The sequence below is a fragment of the Agromyces tropicus genome (genome assembly GCF_039531345.1).
GTDB lineage: Bacteria > Actinomycetota > Actinomycetes > Actinomycetales > Microbacteriaceae > Agromyces > Agromyces tropicus.
This window is the reverse complement of the sequence record NZ_BAAAPW010000001.1, coordinates 697,062-720,625: the sequence shown is the minus strand read 5'-3', so window position 1 is coordinate 720,625 and position 23,564 is coordinate 697,062. Positions and strand designations below refer to the sequence as shown.

Below are 23,564 nucleotides of genomic sequence, written 5' to 3'. Positions count from 1 at the left end.
GCCCGAGTCGTGTCAGGAACACCTGGGTTCATCTCGCCGGCCGTCCGAACCGTGCTCCCGCCAGCGCTGCTGCGTCACCCGATCCTGTCGGCGAGCCACGCGCTCTGCCGCAGCCAATGCACGCCTTGGCCACCCTCGTGGCCGTTGAAGGCATATTCGACGACCTCGGCGCCGACGGCGTGGTGGTTCGCGGCGGCGAACACCGTCGAGGGTGGGCAGATGATGTCCATCAGCCCGACGGAGAAGAGCGCCGGGGCGGTGGCACGTTTGGAGAAGTTGACCACGTCGAAGTACGAGAGCGTGGTGAACACCGCTGCGTCGTCGCCGCGGTGCACCGCCAGGTAGCGGGCGACCTCGTTGTACGGATCGGCATCGGTCATCGCCACCGCCCGCTGGAAGTGGGCGAGGAAGGGGACATCCGGCATGGCCCCGACCAGGTCGGGGACCAGGCCCGCGGCGGCGAGGGCGATCCCACCGCCCTGGCTGCCGCCGGTGACCGTCACGCGTGCGGGATCGACTCGATCGAGCGCCTTGATCGCGTCGATCGCGAGGACGGCGTCCGTGAAGACGCGGCGGTAGTAGTAGTCGTGGGGATCGAGAATGCCCTTCGTCATCGATCCCGGCACGGATGGGCCGCTGCCGTGGGGATCCGCGGTCGCACCGCCCGCCGACCCGGCACTGCCCTGACCTCTCGTGTCCATGAACAGGTGGGCGTACCCGCACGAGGCCCAGGTGAGGCGTTCATGCGGCAGGCCTCGGCCCCCGCCGTAGCCGTTGTACTCCACGATCGCGGGCAAGGGTCCGGAGGTCCCGGCGGGGAGCAACAGCCATGCCTTCACGGGCTCGCCACCGAACCCCGAGAACGTCATGTCGTAGGCCTCGACCGTGCGGAGCTTCGTGTCCACCCTCGCGAGCACGGGCGGAGAAGCCAGCGAGCGCGATTCCTCGAGCGTCCCGCCCCAGAAGTCGTCGAAGTCGTCTGGTTCGGCGACGTCGGGCCGGTAGGAGCGAAGCTGGTCGAGGGGGAGATCGAAGTGTGCCACCGCGCTGAGTACTCCTCTTCGGGCTGTTCGGTAGGCTCCGAGAACTCGAGCCCCAACGCTCGAACCTACGGAACTCCGGGACGCGCGTGGCAGGACGATCCAGTCCCCGGCATGCACGATCCGACGAAGGTTCGGTGTGGTGCGCTCAGCGCATGGGCCTCGAGCGATCGTCGGATCGTCCAGATCCGCCATCCGATCGTTCTTGGGACGGGGCTCCCCGTCTCGTAGCGTCGATGGGGTGAATGACCAGTTCGAAGGCGAACAGCCTGCCTCCGGTGTCCTGATCACCGATCCCAGCGCCCGACCCACGAATCGCGTACGCGTCTCCGCACCCGCACCCGTGAGCGTCGCACCGCTCGAGATGGGAGACGACGATGACGTGGGCCACCGCATTCAGCTCACCACTCGGTACGTGACCGTCGACGGCACGCCGTGGATCCCGGTGATGGGGGAGTACCACTTCAGCCGCGACCTCCCCGAGCGCTGGGAGACCGAACTGCGCAAGATGAAGTCCGGCGGCATCAACGTCGTCGCGACCTACCTCATCTGGATCCTCCACGAGGAGATCGAAGGCCGGGTCCGCTGGGACGGCCATCGCGACATCCGTCGCTTCATCGAAACCGCGGATCGCGTGGGCCTGAAGGTCATGATTCGGATCGGGCCGTGGGCGCACGGCGAGGGCCGCAACGGCGGATTCCCCGACTGGCTGCAGAACCTTCCGATCGCGCATCGCTCCAACGACCCCGGATACCTCGACCTCGCGCGTCGGTGGTACTCCGCGATCGAGGAGCAGGTGCGCGGCCTGTTCCACTCGGCGGACAACCCCGCCGGCCCGATCGTCGGGATCCAGGTCGACAACGAGTTGTACGACAACGGCCCCCACCTCGCGACCCTCCGCAGCATCGCCGAGGCCACCGGCATGAAGGCCAGCCTCTGGACTGCGACCGGCTGGGGCGGCGCGGAGCTACCGCGTGGACGCGTGCTGCCCGTCTACGCCGGCTACTCCGACGGGTTCTGGGAGGAATCCGACACCGGCTGGCCCGCCTTCGGCGTGATGCACTTCACGTACAACACCGTTCGCGACGATCTCACCGTCGGCGCCGATCTTCGCGACGCTCCGGTCGACGTGGATTCCAAGGCCAGTCTCGGAGCCGACGATCCGTGGCCGTTCGTCACCTGCGAGCTCGGTGGCGGGATGGCCATCGCCTACCACCGCCGCCCGCTGGTCGACTCAGATGACATCGCCGCACTCGCGCTCACGAAGGTCGGAAGCGGATCGGCATGGCAGGGGTACTACATGTACCACGGCGGTCACCAGGTGATCGGCGAACTGTCGACCACGCAGGAGTCGCACGAGACCGGATACCCGAACGACATGCCGGTCCGCGACTACGACTTCTTCGCACCGCTGGGCGCGGAGGGAACCGAACGCCCGCACTTCCACAAGCTGCGGCAGCAGCACCTCATGCTCGACGCCTTCGGCGACGCCTTCGCGACCAGTGCGACGACGATCCCCGAGGCCGCACCCGGTGCCCCCCGATGGGCGGTGCGCGGCGACGGTGAGCGCGCGTTCCTGTTCGCGAACAACCACCAACCGGCGATCGCCGCTCTGCCGGCCGTCGACGGCGTGCAGTTCACGGTCGACTTCGACGATTCGACGGTCACGGTGCCGAGTGCGCCATTCGCACTCGAATCGGGCACCTACTTCGCATGGCCGCTCCGTCAGCGGTTCGGCACGATCGAAGCGGTCACGGCCACGGCGCAGCCGATCACCGAGATCGTCACGCCCGCCGGGCCGGTCGTGCTGTTCGCCGCGACCGCAGGCGTCCCGGTGGAGCTGCAGATCGACGGCGTGGACGAGTCGGACATCTCCGGCGGCGATGCATCGAGCGTCGGCAGTCGCGTCGTCGTCACCCCGCACGGCGTGCCGGGACTCGACTGCCGCGTGCGCATCGGAGACACCACGCTCGTCTTCCTCGATGCGCCGACCGCGGAAGCGGTGTGGCGCGGAGCGGTCGGCGGACGCGACACCGTCGTCATCTGGCACGGCAGCGGCTGGTTCGACCACGAAGGATTCCGCGTCGAGCTGCCCGAGGCGGATGCCGAGCTCATCACGATCCCCGCGATCGCCGGCACGGAATCCGAGGTGGGCGACCCCGTCTTCGCACGGTACGACGTCGCCGCCGGCACGACCCGGATCGAGCTCGAAGCCCCGGCCTTCTCCGAGGCGCCTCTCGTTCCGGTCCGGCGCGCGGGTTCGTCGCAGCGGTTCTCGGCACCGATCGACGACGACTTCGCTGCGCTTTCCCCTGTGGAGATCCGCGTTCGCGACACCGATCTCGGCGGTGCGGAGCACGCGATCCTCGAGCTCGACTGGACCGGAGATGTCATCCGGGCCTATATCGACGGCGAGCTCATCGCCGACCAGTTCTGGTACGGCCGTGCCTTCGAGATCGACCTCGCGCCGCACCGGGCGGCGCTGGCCGAGCATCCGCTCGAGCTCAAGGCCTTCGCATGGTCCCCGAGCACCCGCGTGTACGTCGACCCTCGGGTGCGTCCCGCCGTCACCGAACCGACGCTCGCGATCCGCTCCGCGACGTTGCGTCCCATCCGGACTCGAACCTTCGCGTAGTGCGTCGTGCCGGGCCCGCCTACCCCTTGTGGTGGGCCCGGTACGTCGTCGGATTGACGCCGTGGACGCGGCGGAAGTGGCGAGAGAAGTACAGCGGATCGGCATACCCGACGGCTGCCGCGACCTCGGCGACCGTCAGGTTCGTCGTGTCCAGCAGCGACCGCGCCCGCGCCATCTTGAGCGACGTGTGGAACGCTCCCGGCCCACCCCCGGTCGCCTGGCGGAAGAGCGCACTCAGGTGCGACGGCGACATCCCCACGATCGACGCGAGCTCGGCCACCTGGATGCTCCCGTCCACGCGCGCTTCCAGGTACCTCATCGCCCGCTCCAACGGCGACCCGTCCGCAGGAAGCACGCTGTCGGCGGCGATGCGGGTCAAGAGATTCCACGCCACCCCCGACGCCGCCAGCAACTGTGCCGGGGACAGGCGGCGCTCCATCAGCGACACCAGTTCGTCGAAGAGTGCGATCACGCGATCGAGCGACCTCAGCCGGACCATCGGCTGCCCGTTTCCGAGCAGCGTCCCAGTCAGTTCGGCGGCGTCCGTGCCCCGAACGTGCAACCACCAGATCGTCCATGGATCCTCGAACGACGCCTGGTACTCGTGCGGGCGGTGCGCGGGGATCGCCAGGCACGATCCCGGGGAGAGCGCATGACTGTCCGCCCCCATCCGGACGGTGCCCGCGCCCGCGACGCAGAGGATCACGATCGTCTCGTTCGCACCCCTGCTGCGCACCCGACGGTGCCCACTCGCTGCCGGGAAGTAGCCCGCATCGGTCACCATCAGCCGACGCGTCACCGGACGGTCCAGCGCCGCTTCGACCTGCGGGCGGGGAATGACGCAGAGCCGCTGGTGCTCGAACCCGTCCATCCGATAGTGCGGCGGGGTGTGCATCACTGTTTCGTCCATGATCATCCTCGATCTCACCATACTCAGTCGTCGCGACCCCGTCTAACTTCGAAGTGGGCCTGCCTGTCGCCCTCGTACCGAGAACCACTCCCCGCAGCGCGGGCCGATACTCCACTGGAGGTCAGCGATGACCGCTGAACCGACTCACTCCGACGTCCTGGACGTCGCCGTCGACGCATCCGCGCCCGAGGCCGACGACAAGCTCGAACTGCCGGAGGCGCCGGCGGACCTCCAGGCGGTCATCGCCGCAGGCGGGGCCGTGGCGTGGAGCGAGCCGATGACCATCCGCACGTACGAGGCGGGGGAGCCGAGTCCCTACCCGATGTACCTCGACCACCGCGTCTACCAGGGCTCCAGCGGGAAGGTCTATCCGATCCCGTTCACGGAGAACGTGGCTGACGAGGCAGTGCCCCGGGACTGGCGAGCGATCCACCTCGAGAACGCCTACGTGCGCCTGGTCGTGCTCCCCGAGCTCGGCGGGCGCATCCACATCGGCTACGACAAGACCACCGGCTACGACTTCTTCTACCGCAACAACGTCATCAAGCCCGCACTGGTGGGGCTCGCCGGCCCCTGGATCAGCGGCGGCGTCGAGTTCAACTGGCCGCAGCACCACCGTCCCGCGACCTACCTCCCCGTCGAGACGTCGATCGAGTACGGCGACGACGGCACGGTGACCGTCTGGTGCCACGACCACGACCCGTTTGCCCGCATGTCCGCACAGCATGGGGTGCGACTCCGCCCGAACAGCTCGGTGGTCGAGCTCGCCGTGCGCCTCCACAACCGTACGGAGGAACGACAGACCTTCCTCTGGTGGGCGAACGTCGCCGCGCGGGTGCACGACGACTACCAGTCGTTCTTCCCCGAGGATGTCCGCTACGTCGCCGACCACGCCAGGCGCGCGCTGACCGCGTTCCCTGAAGCCGATCGCCCGTACTACGGGGTGGACTACCCGGCGCTCGCGGCCCAGACGGCCGGCGCGGACCGCATCGACTTCTACCGCAACATCCCGGTGCCGACCTCGTACATGATCGTCGACTCGCAGCAGGACTTCTTCGGCGGCTACGACCACGCTGCGGGAGCGGGATTCGTCCACTGGGCCGAGCGCCGCGTCTCGCCCGGGAAGAAGCAGTGGACGTGGGGCGATGCCCCGTTCGGCCACGCCTGGGATGCCCAGCTCACCGACTCGGACGGTCCGTACGTCGAACTCATGGCGGGCGTCTACACCGACAACCAGCCCGACTTCAGCTGGTTGCTTCCGGGTGAGACCAAGGTGTTCACCCAGTACTGGTACCCGATTCCCGCGATCGGCGCAGCCCACCAGGCCACGCCGGACGCCGCCGTCCACGTCGAGCGAGCGGGAGGCGTGTCCGCCACGTTCGCGGTGACCGCCCCGCAGGCAGCTGCGGTCCTGCGGATCGTCCGGGACGGTGAGGTCATCGCTTCGCGCACGCAGGACCTCCTCCCGGGCATCCCGGCCGCGCTCGACGCCCCCATCGTCGAGGACGGAACGGTCACCGCCGAGCTCGTCGACCAGGACGGTCGGCTGCTCGTCCGCTGGACGCCGACCGTCGCCGACGACGAGGAGCCATGGGTCGCGGAAGAGCCTCCGCTGCCCGAGGCGATCGAGTCGGTGGAGGAGCTCTACCTCACGGGGCTCCACCTCGATCAGTACCGCCACCCGACGCGCTCGCCCCTCCCGTACTGGAACGAGGCACTGCAGCGCGATCCGGGAGACGTTCGCACGAACCTCGCCCTCGCCGACCGGGACTACCGGGCCGGGCGCTACCAGCGGGCCGTCGAGCGCGCGAACGTCGCCCTCGCCCGCCTCACCCGCCGCAACGCGAACCCGCAGGACGCCGAGGCCTTCTACCTGCTCGGGCTGGCGCTGCGCCGCCTCGGTCGCGTCATCGAGTCGGAGCAGGCGTTCGGCAAGGCGGGATGGGACGGCACCTGGGCGCCCGCAGCCGGACTCGCCCTGGCGCAGTCCCTCAGTCGTCGCGGTCAGAACGGAGCCGCGCTGCGGGCCCTCGACACGCTCGACGGCGTGGTCGGCCATGACACACGCCGAATCGCCGTGCGCGCGATCCTCCTGGAACGAGTCGGCCGTGGCGAAGAGGCTGCGGCGCTCGTCAGCGACGCGCTCACCGTCGACCCGCTCGACGCCACGCTGCGGCATCTGGCCGGGGTCGATGTCGCGGCTGAGGCAGGGCTGCTCATCGACATCGCGCTCGACCTCCGCGACGCCGGTGACCTGTCCGGTGCCCTCGGGGTCCTCGCGCGCGCGCAGACCGCGCCGATTACCCCGGCTGGGAATGTGCGTCCGATTGCGCACTACCTCGCCGCGCAGGTGCTCGACGAACTCGGCCGGGACGCGGATGCATCGCGAGAGCGTGATCTCGCACGCCGAGCGGATCAGACCTGGGCGTTCCCGCACGGACTCGACGCCCTCGACGCGCTCGAGGCCGCGCTGCGGGCGGAACCGGGGGACGCGACCGCGCACGCCCTCATCGGCATGCTGCTCTATGCGCACGGGCGCCGCGTCGAAGCCAGCGAACACTGGAACACGGCCATCGACGCGGGGAGCACGGACGCCGTCCTGCTCCGCAACGCGGCGTTGGCGGCGTACAACATCGAGCACGACGATGACGCCGCCTGGGCCCGATACGCCCGAGCGGTCGAGGTCGCGCCGGAGGATGCGCGCATCCGCTACGAGCAGGACCAACTCGCCCTCCGGCTCGGACACTCGACCTCGGACCGACTGGCGCGGTTGCGTCCGATCGAGGCGCTCGTCCTGACCCGAGATGACTTCACGATCGAGTACGTCCGCCTCCTCGTGGCCGAAGGCGACGCGGGCACTGCCTACCAGATCCTCGTCACCCGGCCGTTCCACCCCTGGGAGGGTGGGGAAGGACAGGCCATCGCGGCGTGGGATGCGACCCTCACCGCGAACGGACTCCCGCTCACCGACCCGCCCGCCTCGCTCGGCGAGGCTCGGGCTCAGTACGTGGCGCCGGTGGCGCGCCGCGACGACGGTGTCACCGACTACTTCGCCACGAGCCTCCCCGAGCTGCTCCTGTTCTCTCGCGAGAACGGCGACGACTGACCCATGTCGCTCGACCCCCTGTCCGGCGCGCAGCACACGCTGCGCGCCGGGTACTACGTCGCGCACATCGCCGGCGTCGGAGCGTCCCTGCGCTCGCTCACCTACCGCGGACGCGACCTCGTCGTGCCGTTCGGGGCCGATGAGCTCCGACCCGCGATGCGCGGCGCGATCCTCGCCCCGTGGCCCAACCGCACGGCCGAGGGCCGCTATCGCATCGCCGGGCAGGACCACCAGCTCGTCATCAACGAGATCGACACGAACAGCGCATCGCACGGACTCGCTGCCTGGCTCCGCTTCGACGCGATCCGGCAGAACCTCAGCGCCGTCACCTTGCGCGGGTGGATCGAGCCGCAACCCGGTTACCCATGGCGCGTGCGACTCGACGCGACCTACTCGATCGGCGCGGATGGCCTGCTCCTCGAAGTCGAAGCGACCAACGAGAGTGCGACGCACGCACCGTTCGGTATCGGCATCCACCCGTACCTTCTCGCCGGCGATGCGAAGCGGAGGGCCGTCGACCAGTGGACGCTGCAGGCACCCGGCGCGGAGGTCCTGCTCACGGACTCGCGTTCGCTCCCCACCGAGCTCGTGCCGGTCGATGAGCATCGCGGTGGCGTCTACGACTTCCGCGAGGGCCGGATGATCGAGGAGACGGTCCTGAACCACGCGTTCACCGGGCTGGCTCGCGACCGCAACGGGGTCGCACGAGCCTGCCTCACCGCTTCGGACGGCACGGGGACCGAGATCACGTGGGACGAATCCTGCGACTGGGTCCAGATCTACACCGCGGACGAGTCCATCGGCGCGGACCGGCGTCACGCCGTTGCCGTCGAGCCTCAGAGCTGCCCGCCGGATGCGCTCAACTCCGGCCGCGACCTGCTCATGATCGCCCCGGGCGAGTCGATGCGATTCGCCTGGCGCGTGCGCGGACTCGCCTAACCGATGGCAGGACGAGCGAATCCTGCGACTCCCGTCATCGTCCATGCAGGATGCTCAACGCGGAGCCACGCCAGCTCACCGAAACGTGGGGAAATCCGCGACATCGTCCGTTATCACTCCGTGATCGAGAGATCGTTCGCGGGTGAGCAGGACTCGTGCAGTGGCCCGCAGACGCCATCGTTTCATCCATGAATCCCGTTCGATCGGCCATCGTGAGGCCGGCGGGAGCGGACGTACTCTTGTGGCACGCTCGACGCAGAGCCCGGAACATCCGGCCCGCTCAGTGTCGGGGGAAGCCAGACATGAACCCGGACCCCGGAAGAAAGGCGACAGAGATGTCCCGACACACAGCCCCCGCCAAGAGGGGACTCGTCGCGCTCGCCGCGCTGACCGTTCCTGCTCTGATGCTCGCGGGGTGCACCGCCGCTGAGGACGGCGGGGCCGACGGCGTCACGACCGTCACGGTGATGTATCAGAGCAACGAGTTCACCCCCGAGATGATCGAGGCGTTCGAAGCGGACAACCCCGACATCACGATCGACTTCATCGAATTCGATCAGACCCGCCTGAACGCCTCGCTCACGGCCGGGGATCCGCCCGACCTCGTGCGGGGCTCGCCGAACCCGAACCTGTTCGCGAAGGGCCTGGCGACGTCCCTCGACGACTACGTCGCGGACAGCGAGGTCATCAGCGAGGACGATCTCCTGCCGGTCAACGACCTCTGGCGCTGGGACGGGAGCACGAGCGGCGAAGGCGACCTGTACGGCGTCATCAAGGACTGGAGCGCCGACACCTCCCTCTGGCAGAACACGGCGCTGTTCGAGTCGGCGGGCGTCGAGCCGCTCAGCACCACGGAGGTCTCCGACTGGGACACCGTCCTGGACAAGGCCGAGGAACTCAAGGCCGCGGGTGTGGAGTACCCGCTGGGGCTGGAGTGGCAGTGGGGCACGACCACGTTGTTCACGACGATGATCGCGCAGCAGGGTGGCGAGATCTACAACGATGACCTCACCGCGGTCGACTTCGATACGCCCGAGGCGGAGCGCGCAATGCAGTGGCTGGTGGACTACGGCACGAGCGGTGTCGGAGTCACGAGCCTCAATCCGCTGCCGGACGGCCAGGACGGGCCGGCCTTCCAGTCAGGGCGCATGGCGATGACGATGACCGGGTACTGGATGGGCGGCATGCTCGTCGGCGACGACGGCGCGGCCGTGCGCGACACCGCGCAGCTCGTGCCGACTCCCACGTTCGGTGAGCGCATCGCATCGGTCGCCGGCGGCGTGGGCGGCTGGATCCCGAGCGCGTCGGACTCGAAGGACCAGGCGTGGCGAGTGCTGGAGTACTTCATGGGCGGCGAGCCGGCCGTCGAGCGCTCCGAGAGCGGCTGGGGCCTGCCCGCGCTCGAGTCGCTGTGGGGCAACCTGCCCTCGGAGTACCCCTTCCAGGTCGAGGCTGCCGAAACCGCGAAGCTCGAGGCCGACGCCGTCACGACGCTTCCCACCTCGCCCTACATGGACGGTGCCGTGTTCGTCAGCGCCCTCGATCGCGAGTCGGTCGCGGCCATCAAGGGTGAGAAGACCGTGAAGCAGGCACTCGCCGACCTGGAGGCGGAGCTGAACGACACCCTCGCCCAGGGCAAGGACCAGCTCGGATGACCAGCCGTTCCACGGCGACGTCGGTCGCGGTCGCGGGCAGTGATGCCCGCGGCCGCGGGTGGCGGCGCTACCGCAGCTCCACGTTCTACCTGTTCGCCTCTCCGTGGATCTTCGGATTCGTACTCCTCACCATCGTTCCGATCGGATTCGCTCTCGGGACGAGCTTCACGAACTACGACGGCCAGTCGCCGATCTGGCGCTTCGTCGGCCTGCGCAACTACATCGAGATCTTCACCTCCGACCCCGAGATCTGGGCGAGCCTGGTGCGTACCTTGGCGTACGTCGTCATCGCCGTTCCCCTGAGCGTCGGAGGAGGACTGTTCCTCGCGGTGCTGGTGAACCGGCGGATCCGGGCGCGCGGTGTCGTCCGCGCCATCTTCTTCGTGCCGTCCGTCGTGCCCATCGTCGCGGTGGCGATCATGTGGCGGCTCATCTTCAACCGCGATGCCGGCCTCCTCAACGGGATCCTCGAGTTCTTCGGCGGCCCTGATCAGACGACGTGGCTCGCAGATCCGTACGCGTTCTACGCCCTCATCGTGATGACCCTCTGGGGTCTCGGTGGCGGAATGATCGTGATCCTCGCCTCGCTGCAGGACGTTCCCGTCGAACTGGAGGAAGCCGCGAAGATCGATGGCGCGAGCTCCTGGCGCGTGTTCCGCAGCATCACCGTGCCGATGATCTCCCCGATCCTGTACTTCCAGGTCATCACGGGCATCATCGCGTCGCTCCAGGTGCTGGTCCAACCCATGCTCCTGGCCGAGACCAACAACCTCTCCACGGCGTCCAACATCCCGCAGAGCACGACGCTCTACATGGTCCAGGTGTACAAGGAGTTCTTCCTGTACAACCGTTTCGGCTACGGCACCGCGATGCTCTGGGTGTTCTTCGTCTTCGTCCTCGCACTCACGCTCATCCTCCAGCGGCTGAGCAAGCGTTTCGTCTTCTACCAGGTCGCCGTCGACCAGGATTGAGAGCAGCACCATGTCGACCACGGTCAACTCAGCGGTCGGGGCCATCACTCCGCCCCTCGTGGACGAGAGTCCGACGGCCACCCCCCGCCGCCCGCGCCGACGCTACGATCCGTCGGCGAACCGAGCCGGTATCGGCGTGTACGCCGCGGTGGTCATCGCGGCCGCGATCTTCCTCGTGCCGTTCTTGTACATCGTGCTGGTGGCGCTCGCGACGCCGGCACAGGTCTCCGGCGGTGCGTTCTCGCTCCTGCAGTTCGACCCGCAGTGGCAGAACTTCGTCGAGGCGGTCACCCGGATCAACTGGCTCCACTATGCCAAGAACTCGCTCTTCCTCTCAGTCATCGTGTCCGTGCTCACCACGTTCAGCAGCGCGCTCGTCGGTTTCGCCTTCGCGCGCTTGCGGGGCCGGGGGAAGAACGCCCTGTTCACGATCATCCTCGCCACGATGATGATCCCGTCGATCGCGACCCTGATCCCGACTTACATCCTCTTCGCGCGCCTCGGCCTGGTGAACACGTACTGGCCGTGGGTGCTGTGGGGCATCGCCGGCACCCCGTACCTGATCTTCCTGTTCCGGCAGTTCTTCACGGCGATCCCGCTCGAACTCGAGGACGCTGCCATCATGGACGGCGCGGGCTGGTGGCGGATCTTCTGGCAGGTATTCCTCCCCCTGTCGCGACCCATGATCCTCACGTCGCTCATCCTGACGTTCACGTGGACGTGGGGCGACTACCTCGCGCCCGCACTCCTCCTCAACTACAACAACACCACGCTCGCCGTCGCGACCTCGATCGGATATCTCGACCCCCGCGGATCCGGCATCATCACGCTCCAGTCGGCCGGCGCCCTCATCTACATCCTGCCCGTCATCGTGATCTTCCTCTTCACCCAGCGCTACTTCATGGGCTCGGGCATCAGCTCCGGCGTCAAGGGATGAGTCACGAAGCGAGCCCCGCTGAGACCCTGAAGCCGGCCGAGGAGCCGGCCGACTCCCACCGCGCCGATCCCGGGTTCGCGCGAACTCGATCGAAATCTCGGAAGACATGCAACCTGAGCAGCCCCTGACACTCGACCCCGGACGCCCCCTGCGGTCCCTGCTCGGATTGCTTCGGCCCTACCGGGCGCGGCTCGTCGGGATCTCCGCCATCTTCATCGTCAAGGACAGCCCGCTGTGGCTCCTGCCCGTCATCACCGCCGCGGCGATCGACTACGTCGTCGCCGGCGGTCCCCTGTCAGCCCTCGGAGTGTTGGGGATCATCGCGGCCGCCCTGCTCCTGCAGGTCTACCCGACCCACATCCTCTTCACCCGGGCCTACATGGGCATCGTTCGGCGGATCGCCGTGACCCTGCGCAATGCCGTCGTCGCGCGACTGCAGACGGTCTCCATCGGGTATTTCGGACGCACCAGCGCCGCGGTGATGCAGAGCAAGGTGGTCCGCGATGTGGAGAACATCGAGCTGATGTTCGGCCAGATCGGCAACCCCCTCGGATCCGCGATCGTGGTCTTCCTCGGTGCGATCACGATGACCGCGCTCTCAGTGCCGCAGTTCCTCCCGGTGTACGCGTTGACCATCCCCCTGGGGGTCGGGGTGTGGGCACTCCTTCGCAAGAGGTCCCACCGCCGCAACGAGGACTTCCGCATCGAGATGGAGCAGTACTCGCGGGCCGTGGGCGACATGGCCGTGCTGATGCCGATCACCCGCGCCCACGGGCTCGAGCAGGACTCCTTCACCCGTGTCGCGGAGCGCGCCGAAGGGGTCCGCAGCCGCGGGCTGAGCCTCGACATGGTGAACGGCCACTTCGGCGCGCTGAGCTGGGTGCTGATGCAGTTGCTCGCGATCGGATGCCTGCTCGGTGCCGGCGCGCTCTCGGTCTCCGAGACCGTCGACATCACGCCGGGGGAGGTGGTGTTGCTCGGCACGTACTTCACCACCCTGACCGGAACGGTGATGACCGTTCTCAGCTTCATGCCGGTCATCGCCCGAGGTCGCGAGTCCATCCGATCCATCGCAGAGGTGATCTGCGAGCCCGACCTGGAGCAGAACGAAGGCAAGCGGCAGGTGCCGGACATCGAGGCAGGCTTCCGATTCGAGGACGTCACCGTCCGGTACGGCGACGAACCCCCTGCGCTCTCCGCCGTGTCGTTGACGATCGCTCCCGGCGAGACGATCGCGTTCGTCGGTGCGTCCGGGTCGGGGAAATCGACGATGATGAACGTCGCTCTCGGCTTCGTGCGCCCGTCCTCCGGTCGAGTCCTGCTCGACGGAGCCGACATGAGCACTCTCGACTTGCGATCGGTGCGGCGGCGGGTCTCGGTCGTGCCGCAGGACTCAGTCCTGTTCGAGGGATCCATCCGGGACAACATCACCTACGGGCTCGATCCCGTCCCCGACGAGCGTGTGCAGGTCGCCATTGCACGGGCCAACGCGGAAGAGATCATCGACGCGCTGCCGCAGGGTTGGGACACGACGGTCGGACAGCGCGGTGCGCGGCTGTCCGGCGGCCAGCGGCAGCGGATCTCGATCGCGCGGGCGCTCATTCGCGACCCGCGACTGCTCATCCTCGACGAGGCCACCAGCGCGCTCGACGTCGAATCGGAGCGCAAGGTCCAGGAAGCGCTCGAGCGGCTCATGGTCGGTCGGACCACGCTGGTGGTCGCGCACCGGCTGTCGACGATCCGTCAGGCGGATCGGATCGTGGTGCTCGACCGCGGTCGGATCGTGGAGATCGGCTCGCACGACGAGCTGGTCGAGCGGGCGGGCCGGTACCGCGAGCTCTGGGAGATGCAAGCCCCGTAGGCACTGCGGCGGATGCTCTGATCGATCGAGCGAACCTCGACGACCCGGGCGGCGAGTCAGAGCCTGACCAGTAGCCGTTCGGCGTGTGCGCGGAGCGCATCGTCTCGGTGATGTGTTGGACCCAGCGTCCCCCAGGCCAACGGGTCAGAACGTGAGGAGCACCCTGATGGCCCGACGCTCACCCATGGCGCGGTAGCCGTCGGCGGCTTGCTCGATCGGCAGCGTGAGATCGAATACGTCGCCTGGAGTTATCTGGTCGATCAGGTCGGGCAGGAATCGGCGAACGGGGGCCGGCACGCCGTGCAGATGACTCCGGAGAAGTAGAGCTCCTGGCCATCGAGGGGGACGCCGTGCGAGACGCCGACATCGCCGACGTGGGCGCCGGCACGAGTCAAGCGGATGGCCTGCATCGGGCGGGACCCAGGTGTCGCAGAGCGACACCTTCCGCCGACTGTGGGGAGCGCACAACCGCGATTCCGACCGCCCAACAGGAGAATGCACCCCAGGCAGCGACTCAGCGCAGGCGATGGCGCTGTCGTCGCACGGCCATCTCGTCCGCGACGCCGCATCGGAGGGGATCGCCTCTTGCGTCGGAGCCGAGCAGTGCCCGGATACGATGCGAGGGTGGCAGTGACTCGCAACGATGTCGCCCGGGCCGCGGGGGTCTCGCCCGCGGTGGTGTCATACGTCCTGAACGACGGGCCGAGGCCCGTCTCGGCGGGCGCGCGTGCCCGGGTGCTCACGGCGATCGACGAGCTCGGATACAAGCCCGATGGCGTCGCGCGGTACCTCCGCACCGGCAAGACGAAGTCCGTGGGACTCGTCCTGCCGGACCTCGGGTTGCCGTACTTCTCCGAGTTCACCAAGGCGATCTCGGCCGCTGCCTACCGCATCGACCATCAGCTGCTCATCGCGAACACCGATTGGGCCCTCGAACAGGAGCGGCGCCAGATCGCGGCGCTCGTCGAGCGCCGGGTCGACGCCATGGTGTTCATGAGCGTGGATCCCTCGCAGGATTTCGCATCGCTGGCAGAACTCGGAATCCCGGTCGTCGTCATCGATCGGCCGGATGTCGCGGTGCGAAGCGCCGCGGTCGCGACCGAGCACTTCATCACCGTGCACGGGCACGAGAACATCGCGATCGTCACGAACGACCTGCTCCCGGTCGTGAGCCGACGGCGAATGCAGGGGTGGGCGGATGAGCTGGCACGGCACGGGCTGACCACAGAGGGGCGATCGTTCGGCGCACCCCCGAGCCGCGCGGGAGGATTCGAGGCGGCGATGCGCATGTTGCGACAGCGCGACCGGCCGACGGCCGTCTTCGTCGAGGCCGACGCGCAGGCCATCGGCATGATCCGGGCGGCCGTCGACCTCCGCATCGGGGTTCCCGGCGATCTCGCCGTTATCAGTTCGGAGGGCACCGAGCTCGCCGAGTTCGCGGTGCCCCGCCTGTCGACGATCCAGCAGCCGATCGCCCGGCTCGCGGCGGGCGCGCTCGACCTCGCGCTCGCGGGGGGGCCGCCCGGGCTCCGGCGACTGACCGATGACGAGTTCCATCTCGTGCTCCGCGAATCGTGCGGGTGCAATGCGCAGGAGGCCGCGCGCGCCTGATCCTTCGCGGGGGCGTTCCGTCGGCGGATGATGGATTTCGAGAAGATCTCCGTTTCCTCTTGCGCACGGGATCAACTCGTGTAGATAATGTGTCTACTCGAGTTGTCTACACGAGTTGATCAACGAGGAGCAACGCATGCCGCACGACGAGCCGACCACCCATCGCGTGGTGGTCTTCGGTTCCGCGAACGAGGACCTGGTGCTGAACGTGGCCGGGCTCCCCGTGGCCGGCGCCACGGTGCTCGCCTCCTCCTCAGCTACCGGTCCCGGAGGCAAGGGTGCCAACCAGGCCGTGGCGGCGGCCCGTTCCGGCGCGGGTGTCGCGTTCGTCGGCGCCGTCGGCGATGACGAGCGTGGCAGTCGCATCATCGAGGCGCTCGTGGCGCACGGCATCGACGTGAGCGCGACGAGCCGGCTCTCCGAGCCGACCGGTCTCGCGGTCGTGGTCGTCGCCGCCGACGGAGGCAACCTCATCGTCGTCGCGTCCGGCGCGAACGGAGCCCTGGGCTCCGGCACGGTGGATGCCGCGATCGACGAGCTCGAACGCGGCGATGTCGCGCTGATCCAATGCGAGATCCCGGCGGACGTGGTAGAGCACGTGATCCGTCGAGCAGCGCCATCCGGTGCCCGAATCGTGCTGAACCTCGCCCCCTACGTCGAGCTCGCGCCCGACGTCCTCCGCCAGGTCGACCTGCTCGTCGTGAACGAGGGGGAGGCGCGCGGGGTCCTCGGCGGCGACGGTCGCACCGAACCCGAGCAGCTCGCGAACGCGGTTCGCGGCGCGATCGGGTGCGGCACCATCGTCACGCTCGGCGAGCGGGGTTCCGTGCTCGCCGATGCCGACGGCGTGACGGTGATCCCCGCCGACACCGTCGAACACGTCGTCGACACCACGGGCGCCGGCGACGTGTACGCCGGCACGCTCGCCGCATCGCTCGCGGGTGGCGCGACCCTCCGCGCGGCGATGACCGTGGCGACCCGTCGAGCCGCCGAGAGCGTTGCCAGCCGCGGCGCCCAGGCTCCGGTGGCCGCCGCATCCGGCACCGAATACCAGCGCACCTGACCCACGCAATCACCGCCCAACCCAACCCAGAGAGATATCCGACCGAGCACCACCGCTCAACCACAGCACCGCCGACACTCGACGAAGAGGAGAAGGAACCATGACGAACCCCACCCGACGCACCTTCGGATGGATCACCATCGCCGCTGCGAGCGCGCTCGCGCTCACCGGTTGCGGCGGTGGCGGCGGTGACAGCACCGCCGACGGCGAGATCGCCGGCGAGATCAGCTACGCGTTCTGGGGCAATCCGGCCCGCGCTGAGAAGGTCGACGACGTCATCGGCGTGTTCGAGGACGCGAACCCGGAGGCGACCGTGTCGCCCGAGGTCGCCGACTACATGGCCTACATCGAGCGCCTCACGGTGCGCGCCGCGGGCAACGACCTCGCCTGCGCGACCGGCACGCAGTCCACGTTCCTCGCGCAGTACGCCGAGAACGGTGCGCTCCGGCCGCTCGACGACCTCATCGAGTCGGGCCAGATCGACGTCTCCGACATCCCGGAGGACGTGCTCGCCGCGGGCCAGGTCGATGGGAAGCAGTACATGCTGCCGACCGGCACCTTCGTGCGCCTGCTCGCCTACAACGCCGACCTCGTCGCGGAGACCGGTGCGCCCGCGCCCACCGATGACCTGACATGGGAGGAGTACGGCGACTGGCTGCGCGAGGTGCAGGACGGCCTGCCCGACGGCGTCTACGCGACCGAGAACGAGGGTGGCCTCATGTTCACCTTCATGTCCTGGGTCGCCGGCCACGGCGGCACGTTCGTCGAGGACGGCAAGCTCGCATTCGACCAGGACACGCTCGCGGACTACTTCGAGTTCTGGCTCGATCTCACCGATGATGGCGCCGCCATCCCCGCCGCGTCCATTCCCGACCAGCTCGGCGCGCTCGAGCTCACGCCGATGGCCAACGGGATCGCGGCATCCGGCACCCGTGACATCCCGCACCTGTACATCACCGAGCAGGCGCTCGCCGGCGCCGGCAAGAGGGCCGCCGTCGAGGCCGTCTCGAACCCGAGCGACGACCCCGACGAGTCGGCGAACATCCTCGGCTCGAACGGCATTTCAATCCCTGAGAGCTGCGACAACGTCGCGACCGCCGCTGCATGGATCGACTTCTTCGCCAACGATGCGGACGCCGCGCTGGCATTCCAATCCGACAACGGCATCCTCACCAACACGACGGCGCAGGACGCACTGCTCGACGACGCCGACACCCCCGATGGCGTGAAGCAGAACGTGACGATCCTGCAGGGCCTGACAGAGTCGGGCGACCTCACGACCACCGCATACCCCGCGGGCCTGCCCACGCTCACCGCTGAGCTGCAGCGCCTCTACCAGCAGGTCGCCTTCGGCGAGATGAGCGTCGATGAAGCGGCAGCTGCGTTCTTCACCGCCGCTGAGGACGCCCTGGACTGATCGGACCCGACATGTCCACCACCACTCGCGAGAGAACGGATGTCGCGATGAGCGCCACCACAATCGCACCGACCGCGACGGGGACGGCGGCCAAGGCCGCCGGCCCCCGCCGCGGGGCGGCTCGCCGCCGCCGAGAGAACCTCGCCGGCTACCTCTTCATGACGCCCTGGCTCATCGGCTTCGTCGCCATCATCGGCGGCCCGGTCGTGGTCTCCCTGTACCTGTCATTCACCGACTACTCCATCCTCGGTGACGCCGATTGGGTCGGCACCGAGAACTACCAGAAGATGTTCACCGAGGATCAGCGGTTCTGGGCCGCGCTGCGGGTGACCTTCACGTACCTCATCGTGTCGGTGCCTCTCGTGCAGGTCTTCGCGCTCGGTCTCGCGACACTGCTCGTGCGCGGCATCCGCGGCCTGACCGCGTACCGGGCCCTGTTCTACGTGCCGTCACTGATCGGTGGCAGTGTGGCCATCGCGATCCTCTGGCGGTTCATCTTCTCGGCCAACGGCCTGCTGAACAACTTCCTCACCGCGATCGGCCTGCCGACCGACTACTCCTGGATCGGCATGCCGGAGACGGCGCTCTCGACCCTCGTGATCCTCAACATCTGGCAGTTCGGCGCCGCGATGATCATCTACCTCGCCGGGCTCAAGCAGATCCCGACCGAGCTGTACGAGGCGGCAACCGTGGACGGCGCTGGGGGCCTCCGCAAGTTCTGGTCGATCACGCTCCCGATGCTCAGTCCGGTGATCTTCTTCAACCTGCTGATGAACGTGGTCGCCGCGTTCCAGGCGTTCAATACCGCGTACATCGTGAGCAACGGCACCGGCGGCCCGGCCGACTCGACGCTCTTCTACACCCTGTACCTCTACCAGCGCGGCTTCGTCGACTTCGACATGGGCTACGCGTCCGCACTCGGGTGGGTGCTGCTGGTCATCTGCGGCGCCGTCGCCGCCGGACTCTTCGCACTCAGCCGCCGAGTCGTGTTCTACGGAGACGAATGATGTCGACCCTCACCACCGCACCTCCGACGCGTGACATCGTCGTCCCGCCCACGCAGCGCCGGCGCAACCGCCGCGGGGGGCCCGATGCCCCCCTCGGACGCCACCAGTTCTACCGGCATGTGCTGCTCATCGCGCTCCTGTCAGTGATGTTCTATCCGCTCGCCTGGATGCTCGGAGCATCGTTCCGTGACGACAGTGCGATCTCGGACCCGGGCATCCTTCCCGGTGACGACTTCACGCTCGACGGATACGTCACGGGCTGGGAGGGGATCTCCGGCATCGAGTTCTGGCACTTCATGGCGAATTCGTTCCTGGTCGCCACGCTCTGCGTCATCGCGAACCTCATCGCGTGCTCGGTGACGGCGTATGCGTTCGCGCGCATCGACTTCAAGTTCAAGAAGGTGTGGTTCGCGATCATGCTCGGCACGCTCATGCTGCCGCATCACGTGATCCTGATCCCGCAGTACATCCTGTTCCGCGAGCTCGACTGGATCAACACGTACCTGCCGTTCTTCATGCCGAAGGTGCTCGCGACCGACGCGTTCTTCATCTTCTTGCTCGTGCAGTTCTTCCGCGCCATTCCCCGAGAGCTCGATGAGGCGGCGCGTATCGATGGGTGCGGGCACCTCGGGATCTTCCTCCGCGTCATCCTGCCCCTGTCGAAGCCCGCGCTCGCGACCACCGCGATCTTCACCTTCATCTACAGCTGGAACGACTTCTTCACCCCGCTGATCTACCTCACCGACCCCGACCTCTACACGGTGCCGCTCGCGCTGCGTGCATTCATCGACACGACCGCCAGTTCGGCGTTCGGCGCCCTGTTCGCCATGTCGATCGTGTCCCTGCTGCCCGTGCTCGGCATCTTCATCGCCTTCCAGAAACTCCTGGTCGACGGCATCGCCACGACCGGCCTCAAATGATCGGAGCAGCCCATGCGCATCGCACTCTCGAACGACCACGCCGGTTACGAGCTCAAGCCGTTCGTACTCGACCTGCTCAGGCGACTCGGGCACGACGTCATCGACGTCGGCACCACGGATGACTCGCCCGTCGACTTCCCCGTCATGACCCAGCGGGTGACGTCGCTCGTCGCCTCCGGGGAGGCCGACCGCGGCATCCTTGTCTGCGGCACCGGCGTCGGTGCCGCCATCGCGGCGAACAAGGTTCCCGGCATTCGCGCAGCGGTCATCCACGACACCCACGTGGCCCGCCAGGGCGTCGAACACGACGACGTCAACGTCGCCTGCCTCGGCGCCTGGATCGTCGGGCGCAAGATCGCCGAAGACGCGGTCATCGCCTACCTCGACGCCGAGTTCAGCACCGACCCGGACTTCCGACGACGTGTCGCGCAACTCGCCGAGATGGAGCGGGCCGCCGCCGCGGCATCCGCACGTCTGGAACCGGCGGGGGGTGGTCGATAACGACGACCACCCCGCACCATCCGCTCGTCGAGATGGCCAGATGACGACGAGACCTGCAGTAGCAACCACCAGAAAGGTACAAGAAATGTCACTCTCCACCGAACGCAAGAAGGAGATCCTCGAGACGGTCTCCCACCTCCGCGTGACAGACGTCCGCGACGGGATGGACTGGGTCGGCCGCCATCACTTCGGCACCGTCTCGCCCGAGATCCGCCCGCTCTGGCGCACCAAGGCCGCCGGCTTCGCGCTCACCATGCGGCACATCCCGACCCAGCAGCAGGTGCCGACGATGACACCGCAGGACTACACCAAGTGGGCCTACGAGTACTGGTACGGAGAGGTCTTCGCCAACGACCTCGCCGACCAGATCGACGACACCTCGTTCCTCGTGATCGACACCGCCGGCACGCAGACGCCGGCTGTCGGCTCGATGGACTCGATGATCTGGGCCGCACTCGGCGCCCGCGGTGTGCTCACCAACGGCGGCACCCGCGACTCCGACGAGACCCTCGAGCAGAAGGCCATCCCGATCTGGTCGCGCTGGATCGTCCAGCCGATGTACCAGGGACGGGTCGAGTGGGGCGGGCACAGCATGCCCGTCGAGATCGGCGGACAGCTCGTCCGCCGCGACGACCTCGTCGTCGCCGACGGCGACGGCGCGATCATCGTCCCCGAAGAGCTCATCGACGACGTGCTCACCTACGCGATCCAGGAGTCCGAGGGCGACAAGGTCGCCCGCTCGGCACTGTTCGACGTACTCGGCATCCCGCAGAGCGAGAGCACCCGCTCGGTCTTCAGCGTGCCGCCGCACCCCTACGCGCCCGACGGGGAGAAGCTCCGAGAGCTGTTGAAGAACGGGAAGGTCGCGCAGCGGCTCGAGTCCGAGTTCCAGGGCGCGGGCAAGTGATCCGAGCCGGGGGGCGGGGCGCGCCATCGAGCGCGCTCCGCACCCCGGTGCGCTCGGCGCAACGGCGACCGACGAGACGTCGGTTGCGGCCGATGGGGGAGGTGGTGTGGCGATGGCAGTGACACGCAACGAGGTCGCACGCGAAGCGGGCGTCTCACCTGCCGTCGTGTCATACGTGCTCAACGACGGGCCTCGACCTGTCTCGGTCGCCGCTCGCACCCGCGTGCTCGACGCCGTGGCCAGGCTGGGCTACCGACCGGACGGCCTGGCACGCTCACTGCGCGTCGGGCGCACGCACACGATCGGCCTCGTCGTGCCCGACGCGACGAATCCGTTCTTCGCCGAACTCGCCCGAGCGATCGAGGATGCCGCGTACCGCCGCCGATACGCCGTCCTCGTCTGCAACAGCGCCGACGACCTCGAGCGCGAGCGCTCGTACATCGAGAACCTCGCCGAGCGCCGCATCGACGGGCTCATCCTCGTCAGCGCCGTCGAGGACCAGGACGTCTCCGGCCTCACCGGTCTGTCCATCCCGGTCGTCGCGCTCGACCGCTCGCCCGACGAGGTCCCCATCTCCACCATCCGAACGCAGAACGAACACGCCGCGTACATCGGAACGTCGCACCTCATCGAACACGGACACAGGGAGATCGGGCTGATCGCAGGACCGGGTCGCGGCGTCTCCGACGATCGCGCCGCCGGATGGCGCCGCGCCCTCGCCGAGCACGGTCTGTCCGAGGGTCCGATCGCTCGTGGCGAATTCAGTTTCGACGGAGGGCACGAAGCCGCGCGGCGCCTGCTCGAGATCGGAATCCCGTTCACAGCTGCGCTAGCGGCCTCGGACGTGCAGGCCGTGGGGGCTGCGAGCGCGTTCCGAGCCGGTGGGCTGGCGGTCCCAAACGGTGTCGCCCTGGTTTCGATCGATGGCACGGAAGCCTCGGCCTACATGAATCCGCCCCTGACCACAGTGGCGCAGGCGATCGGGCCGATGGCGGACGCCGCGGTGCAGCACCTCATCGACAAGCCGACCGAGGTCATCCACTGGACGTTCGACAACGAACTCGTCGTTCGAGAGAGCTGCGGGTGCACGCCGTGAATCACCGGCGTCACACTTGACCAGAAACCTGCCGAGAACGCCCTCGGAGACCAGATTCGGCCCGTATCACTCCGTAGCAGCACGTAGACTTGGGCGCATGAAATCCGCGGAATCCCGCGGTATTCCGCCCCTCGCGGGCCGGCCCCGAATCGCCGAGATCGACTTCAGTTGTTCTTGGTTCGAGTCCAGGTACCCCAGCAGTGAAGAACCCCCGCTCAGGCGGGGGTTCTGTGTTCTTGCCCCACTGATGCGCACGCCTGATTCCCGCTAGCCTGCGAAGCTCCCTATCGATCGGCCGCGCTCACCATTCCAGCGAGCCAAGGCAATGAACGTGCTCAGCTGCGAGTGCTTCAGGTCGACGGTCCTCGGGATCTTGGTGAGAGTGAACGCGCTCGCTCCTGCCGCGTGTCAGAGGGCGGCCAGGAGCGATTCCGCCGCGGCACGTGTCCGTTCCATGAGCGCCGGATCCCGGTCGAAGTCGCCGAGGAACACCGAGCCCAGGGCGCAGGTGAGCACGCCGTACGCCGCGGTCAGTCGCGACTCCTGCGATGCCTGAGGGTGCGAACGTGCGATCAGGTCGGCGATCTGCAGACGCGTCGCCGTGTACGCCGTCGTGAGGACGTCCGCGATATCCGGGGTCACGCGCGCGAGCTCGACGAGTCCGAGCACCACGGCGTTCTCCCGATCGGGGGAGTTGAACTCGGGCCCGAACAGATAGTCCAGTGCGGCATCGAGGTCGTCCACCTCGGACGGCAGTATGGAGCCGACCCGACCGTTCCCGTCCGCGAACACCGCGATTGCGGTGTCGAGGAGCAGCCGGTCGCGATTGCCGACGAAGTGCCGGACGTGGCCGCGCGACATCCCGGCCGCGTCGGCGATGCGGTCGAGCGTGGTTGCGTGGATGCCATGCTCGGCGATCGTCGCCATCGTGGCATCCAGGATCTGCGCGCGTCGCTCGGCGGCGACAGAGGGGCGACCCATCGACTCG

At 68.1% G+C, this 23,564-nt stretch carries 18 protein-coding genes and 1 pseudogene; 15 read left to right on the top strand and 4 right to left on the bottom strand.

The features are described from left to right. Nucleotides 1-74 precede the first annotated feature (74 nt). Nucleotides 75-1,043, bottom strand: a complete 969-nt coding sequence (locus ABD230_RS03330) for an acetylxylan esterase (protein WP_344370110.1) — start codon at nucleotides 1,041-1,043, stop codon at nucleotides 75-77. A gap of 379 nt (nucleotides 1,044-1,422) precedes the next feature. Between ABD230_RS03330 and ABD230_RS03325 the strand changes: the two genes are divergently transcribed. Beyond that, complete coding sequence (locus tag ABD230_RS03325; RefSeq protein WP_344369426.1) at nucleotides 1,423-3,675, top strand: beta-galactosidase; 2,253 nt, start codon at nucleotides 1,423-1,425, stop codon at nucleotides 3,673-3,675. Nucleotides 3,676-3,694: 19 nt separating this feature from the next. Here the strand turns inward: ABD230_RS03325 and ABD230_RS03320 are convergent, their stop codons facing one another. After that, nucleotides 3,695-4,585 carry an AraC family transcriptional regulator gene (locus ABD230_RS03320; RefSeq protein WP_344369425.1) on the bottom strand — a complete coding sequence of 297 codons (891 nt, stop codon included), beginning with the start codon at nucleotides 4,583-4,585 and terminating at the stop codon, nucleotides 3,695-3,697. 127 nt (nucleotides 4,586-4,712) lie between these two features. On the opposite strand from ABD230_RS03320, the gene ABD230_RS03315 reads away from it, so the two are divergent. From ABD230_RS03315 to ABD230_RS03290, 6 genes are all read left to right on the top strand, one after another. Continuing rightward, nucleotides 4,713-7,691, top strand: a complete 2,979-nt coding sequence (locus ABD230_RS03315; RefSeq protein ID WP_344369424.1) for a DUF5107 domain-containing protein — start codon at nucleotides 4,713-4,715, stop codon at nucleotides 7,689-7,691. A gap of 3 nt (nucleotides 7,692-7,694) precedes the next feature. Then, nucleotides 7,695-8,630, top strand: a complete 936-nt coding sequence (locus tag ABD230_RS03310; protein ID WP_344369423.1) for an aldose 1-epimerase family protein — start codon at nucleotides 7,695-7,697, stop codon at nucleotides 8,628-8,630. A gap of 335 nt (nucleotides 8,631-8,965) precedes the next feature. Beyond that, entirely contained in the window at nucleotides 8,966-10,285 is a 1,320-nt protein-coding gene (locus ABD230_RS03305) for an ABC transporter substrate-binding protein (protein ID WP_344369422.1), read from the top strand. Beyond that, nucleotides 10,282-11,256, top strand: coding sequence for a carbohydrate ABC transporter permease (locus ABD230_RS03300; protein WP_344369420.1), 975 nt, complete (start codon nucleotides 10,282-10,284; stop codon nucleotides 11,254-11,256). The genes ABD230_RS03305 and ABD230_RS03300 overlap by 4 nt, the downstream gene beginning before the upstream one ends. Before the next feature lie 10 nt (nucleotides 11,257-11,266). Further along, the gene (locus tag ABD230_RS03295; RefSeq protein ID WP_344369419.1) at nucleotides 11,267-12,193 is read left to right on the top strand and encodes a carbohydrate ABC transporter permease; all 927 of its coding nucleotides are present in this window, start codon (nucleotides 11,267-11,269) and stop codon (nucleotides 12,191-12,193) included. Between the two features lie 106 nt (nucleotides 12,194-12,299). After that, a complete protein-coding gene (locus ABD230_RS03290) occupies nucleotides 12,300-14,054 on the top strand; it encodes an ABC transporter ATP-binding protein (RefSeq protein WP_344369417.1) in 1,755 nt (584 codons plus the stop codon). A gap of 144 nt (nucleotides 14,055-14,198) precedes the next feature. On the opposite strand, the pseudogene ABD230_RS03285 reads toward ABD230_RS03290, so the two are convergent. Beyond that, nucleotides 14,199-14,464, bottom strand: a pseudogene (locus ABD230_RS03285) (IMP dehydrogenase); the annotation flags it as partial. A 214-nt stretch (nucleotides 14,465-14,678) separates the two neighbouring features. Here ABD230_RS03285 and ABD230_RS03280 point away from each other — a divergent pair. The 8 genes from ABD230_RS03280 to ABD230_RS03245 all read left to right on the top strand — a co-directional run bounded on the left by ABD230_RS03280 (nucleotide 14,679) and on the right by ABD230_RS03245 (nucleotide 22,576). Continuing rightward, nucleotides 14,679-15,665 (top strand): LacI family DNA-binding transcriptional regulator, encoded by a 987-nt coding sequence (locus ABD230_RS03280; RefSeq protein WP_344369415.1) that lies wholly within the window; start codon nucleotides 14,679-14,681, stop codon nucleotides 15,663-15,665. 136 nt (nucleotides 15,666-15,801) lie between these two features. Then, nucleotides 15,802-16,728, top strand: a complete 927-nt coding sequence (locus tag ABD230_RS03275; protein ID WP_344369414.1) for a ribokinase — start codon at nucleotides 15,802-15,804, stop codon at nucleotides 16,726-16,728. 100 nt (nucleotides 16,729-16,828) lie between these two features. Continuing rightward, nucleotides 16,829-18,145 (top strand): ABC transporter substrate-binding protein, encoded by a 1,317-nt coding sequence (locus ABD230_RS03270; RefSeq protein WP_344369413.1) that lies wholly within the window; start codon nucleotides 16,829-16,831, stop codon nucleotides 18,143-18,145. Nucleotides 18,146-18,192: 47 nt separating this feature from the next. Further along, nucleotides 18,193-19,152, top strand: coding sequence for a carbohydrate ABC transporter permease (locus ABD230_RS03265; RefSeq protein ID WP_344369411.1), 960 nt, complete (start codon nucleotides 18,193-18,195; stop codon nucleotides 19,150-19,152). Then, nucleotides 19,152-20,072 carry a carbohydrate ABC transporter permease gene (locus ABD230_RS03260; RefSeq protein ID WP_344369410.1) on the top strand — a complete coding sequence of 307 codons (921 nt, stop codon included), beginning with the start codon at nucleotides 19,152-19,154 and terminating at the stop codon, nucleotides 20,070-20,072. Before ABD230_RS03265 ends, ABD230_RS03260 begins: the two co-directional genes overlap by 1 nt. 12 nt (nucleotides 20,073-20,084) lie before the next feature. Further along, nucleotides 20,085-20,573 (top strand): RpiB/LacA/LacB family sugar-phosphate isomerase, encoded by a 489-nt coding sequence (locus ABD230_RS03255; protein WP_344369409.1) that lies wholly within the window; start codon nucleotides 20,085-20,087, stop codon nucleotides 20,571-20,573. Between the two features lie 85 nt (nucleotides 20,574-20,658). Next, nucleotides 20,659-21,480, top strand: coding sequence for an RraA family protein (locus tag ABD230_RS03250; protein WP_344369408.1), 822 nt, complete (start codon nucleotides 20,659-20,661; stop codon nucleotides 21,478-21,480). A 112-nt stretch (nucleotides 21,481-21,592) separates the two neighbouring features. Then, nucleotides 21,593-22,576: a LacI family DNA-binding transcriptional regulator gene (locus ABD230_RS03245; RefSeq protein WP_344369407.1), complete on the top strand. Its 984-nt coding sequence runs from the start codon at nucleotides 21,593-21,595 to the stop codon at nucleotides 22,574-22,576. 408 nt (nucleotides 22,577-22,984) lie between these two features. Here the strand turns inward: ABD230_RS03245 and ABD230_RS03240 are convergent, their stop codons facing one another. Then, on the bottom strand, nucleotides 22,985-23,557 hold the full coding sequence (locus tag ABD230_RS03240) for a TetR/AcrR family transcriptional regulator (protein WP_344369406.1): 573 nt from the start codon (nucleotides 23,555-23,557) through the stop codon (nucleotides 22,985-22,987). Nucleotides 23,558-23,564: the final 7 nt, after the last annotated feature.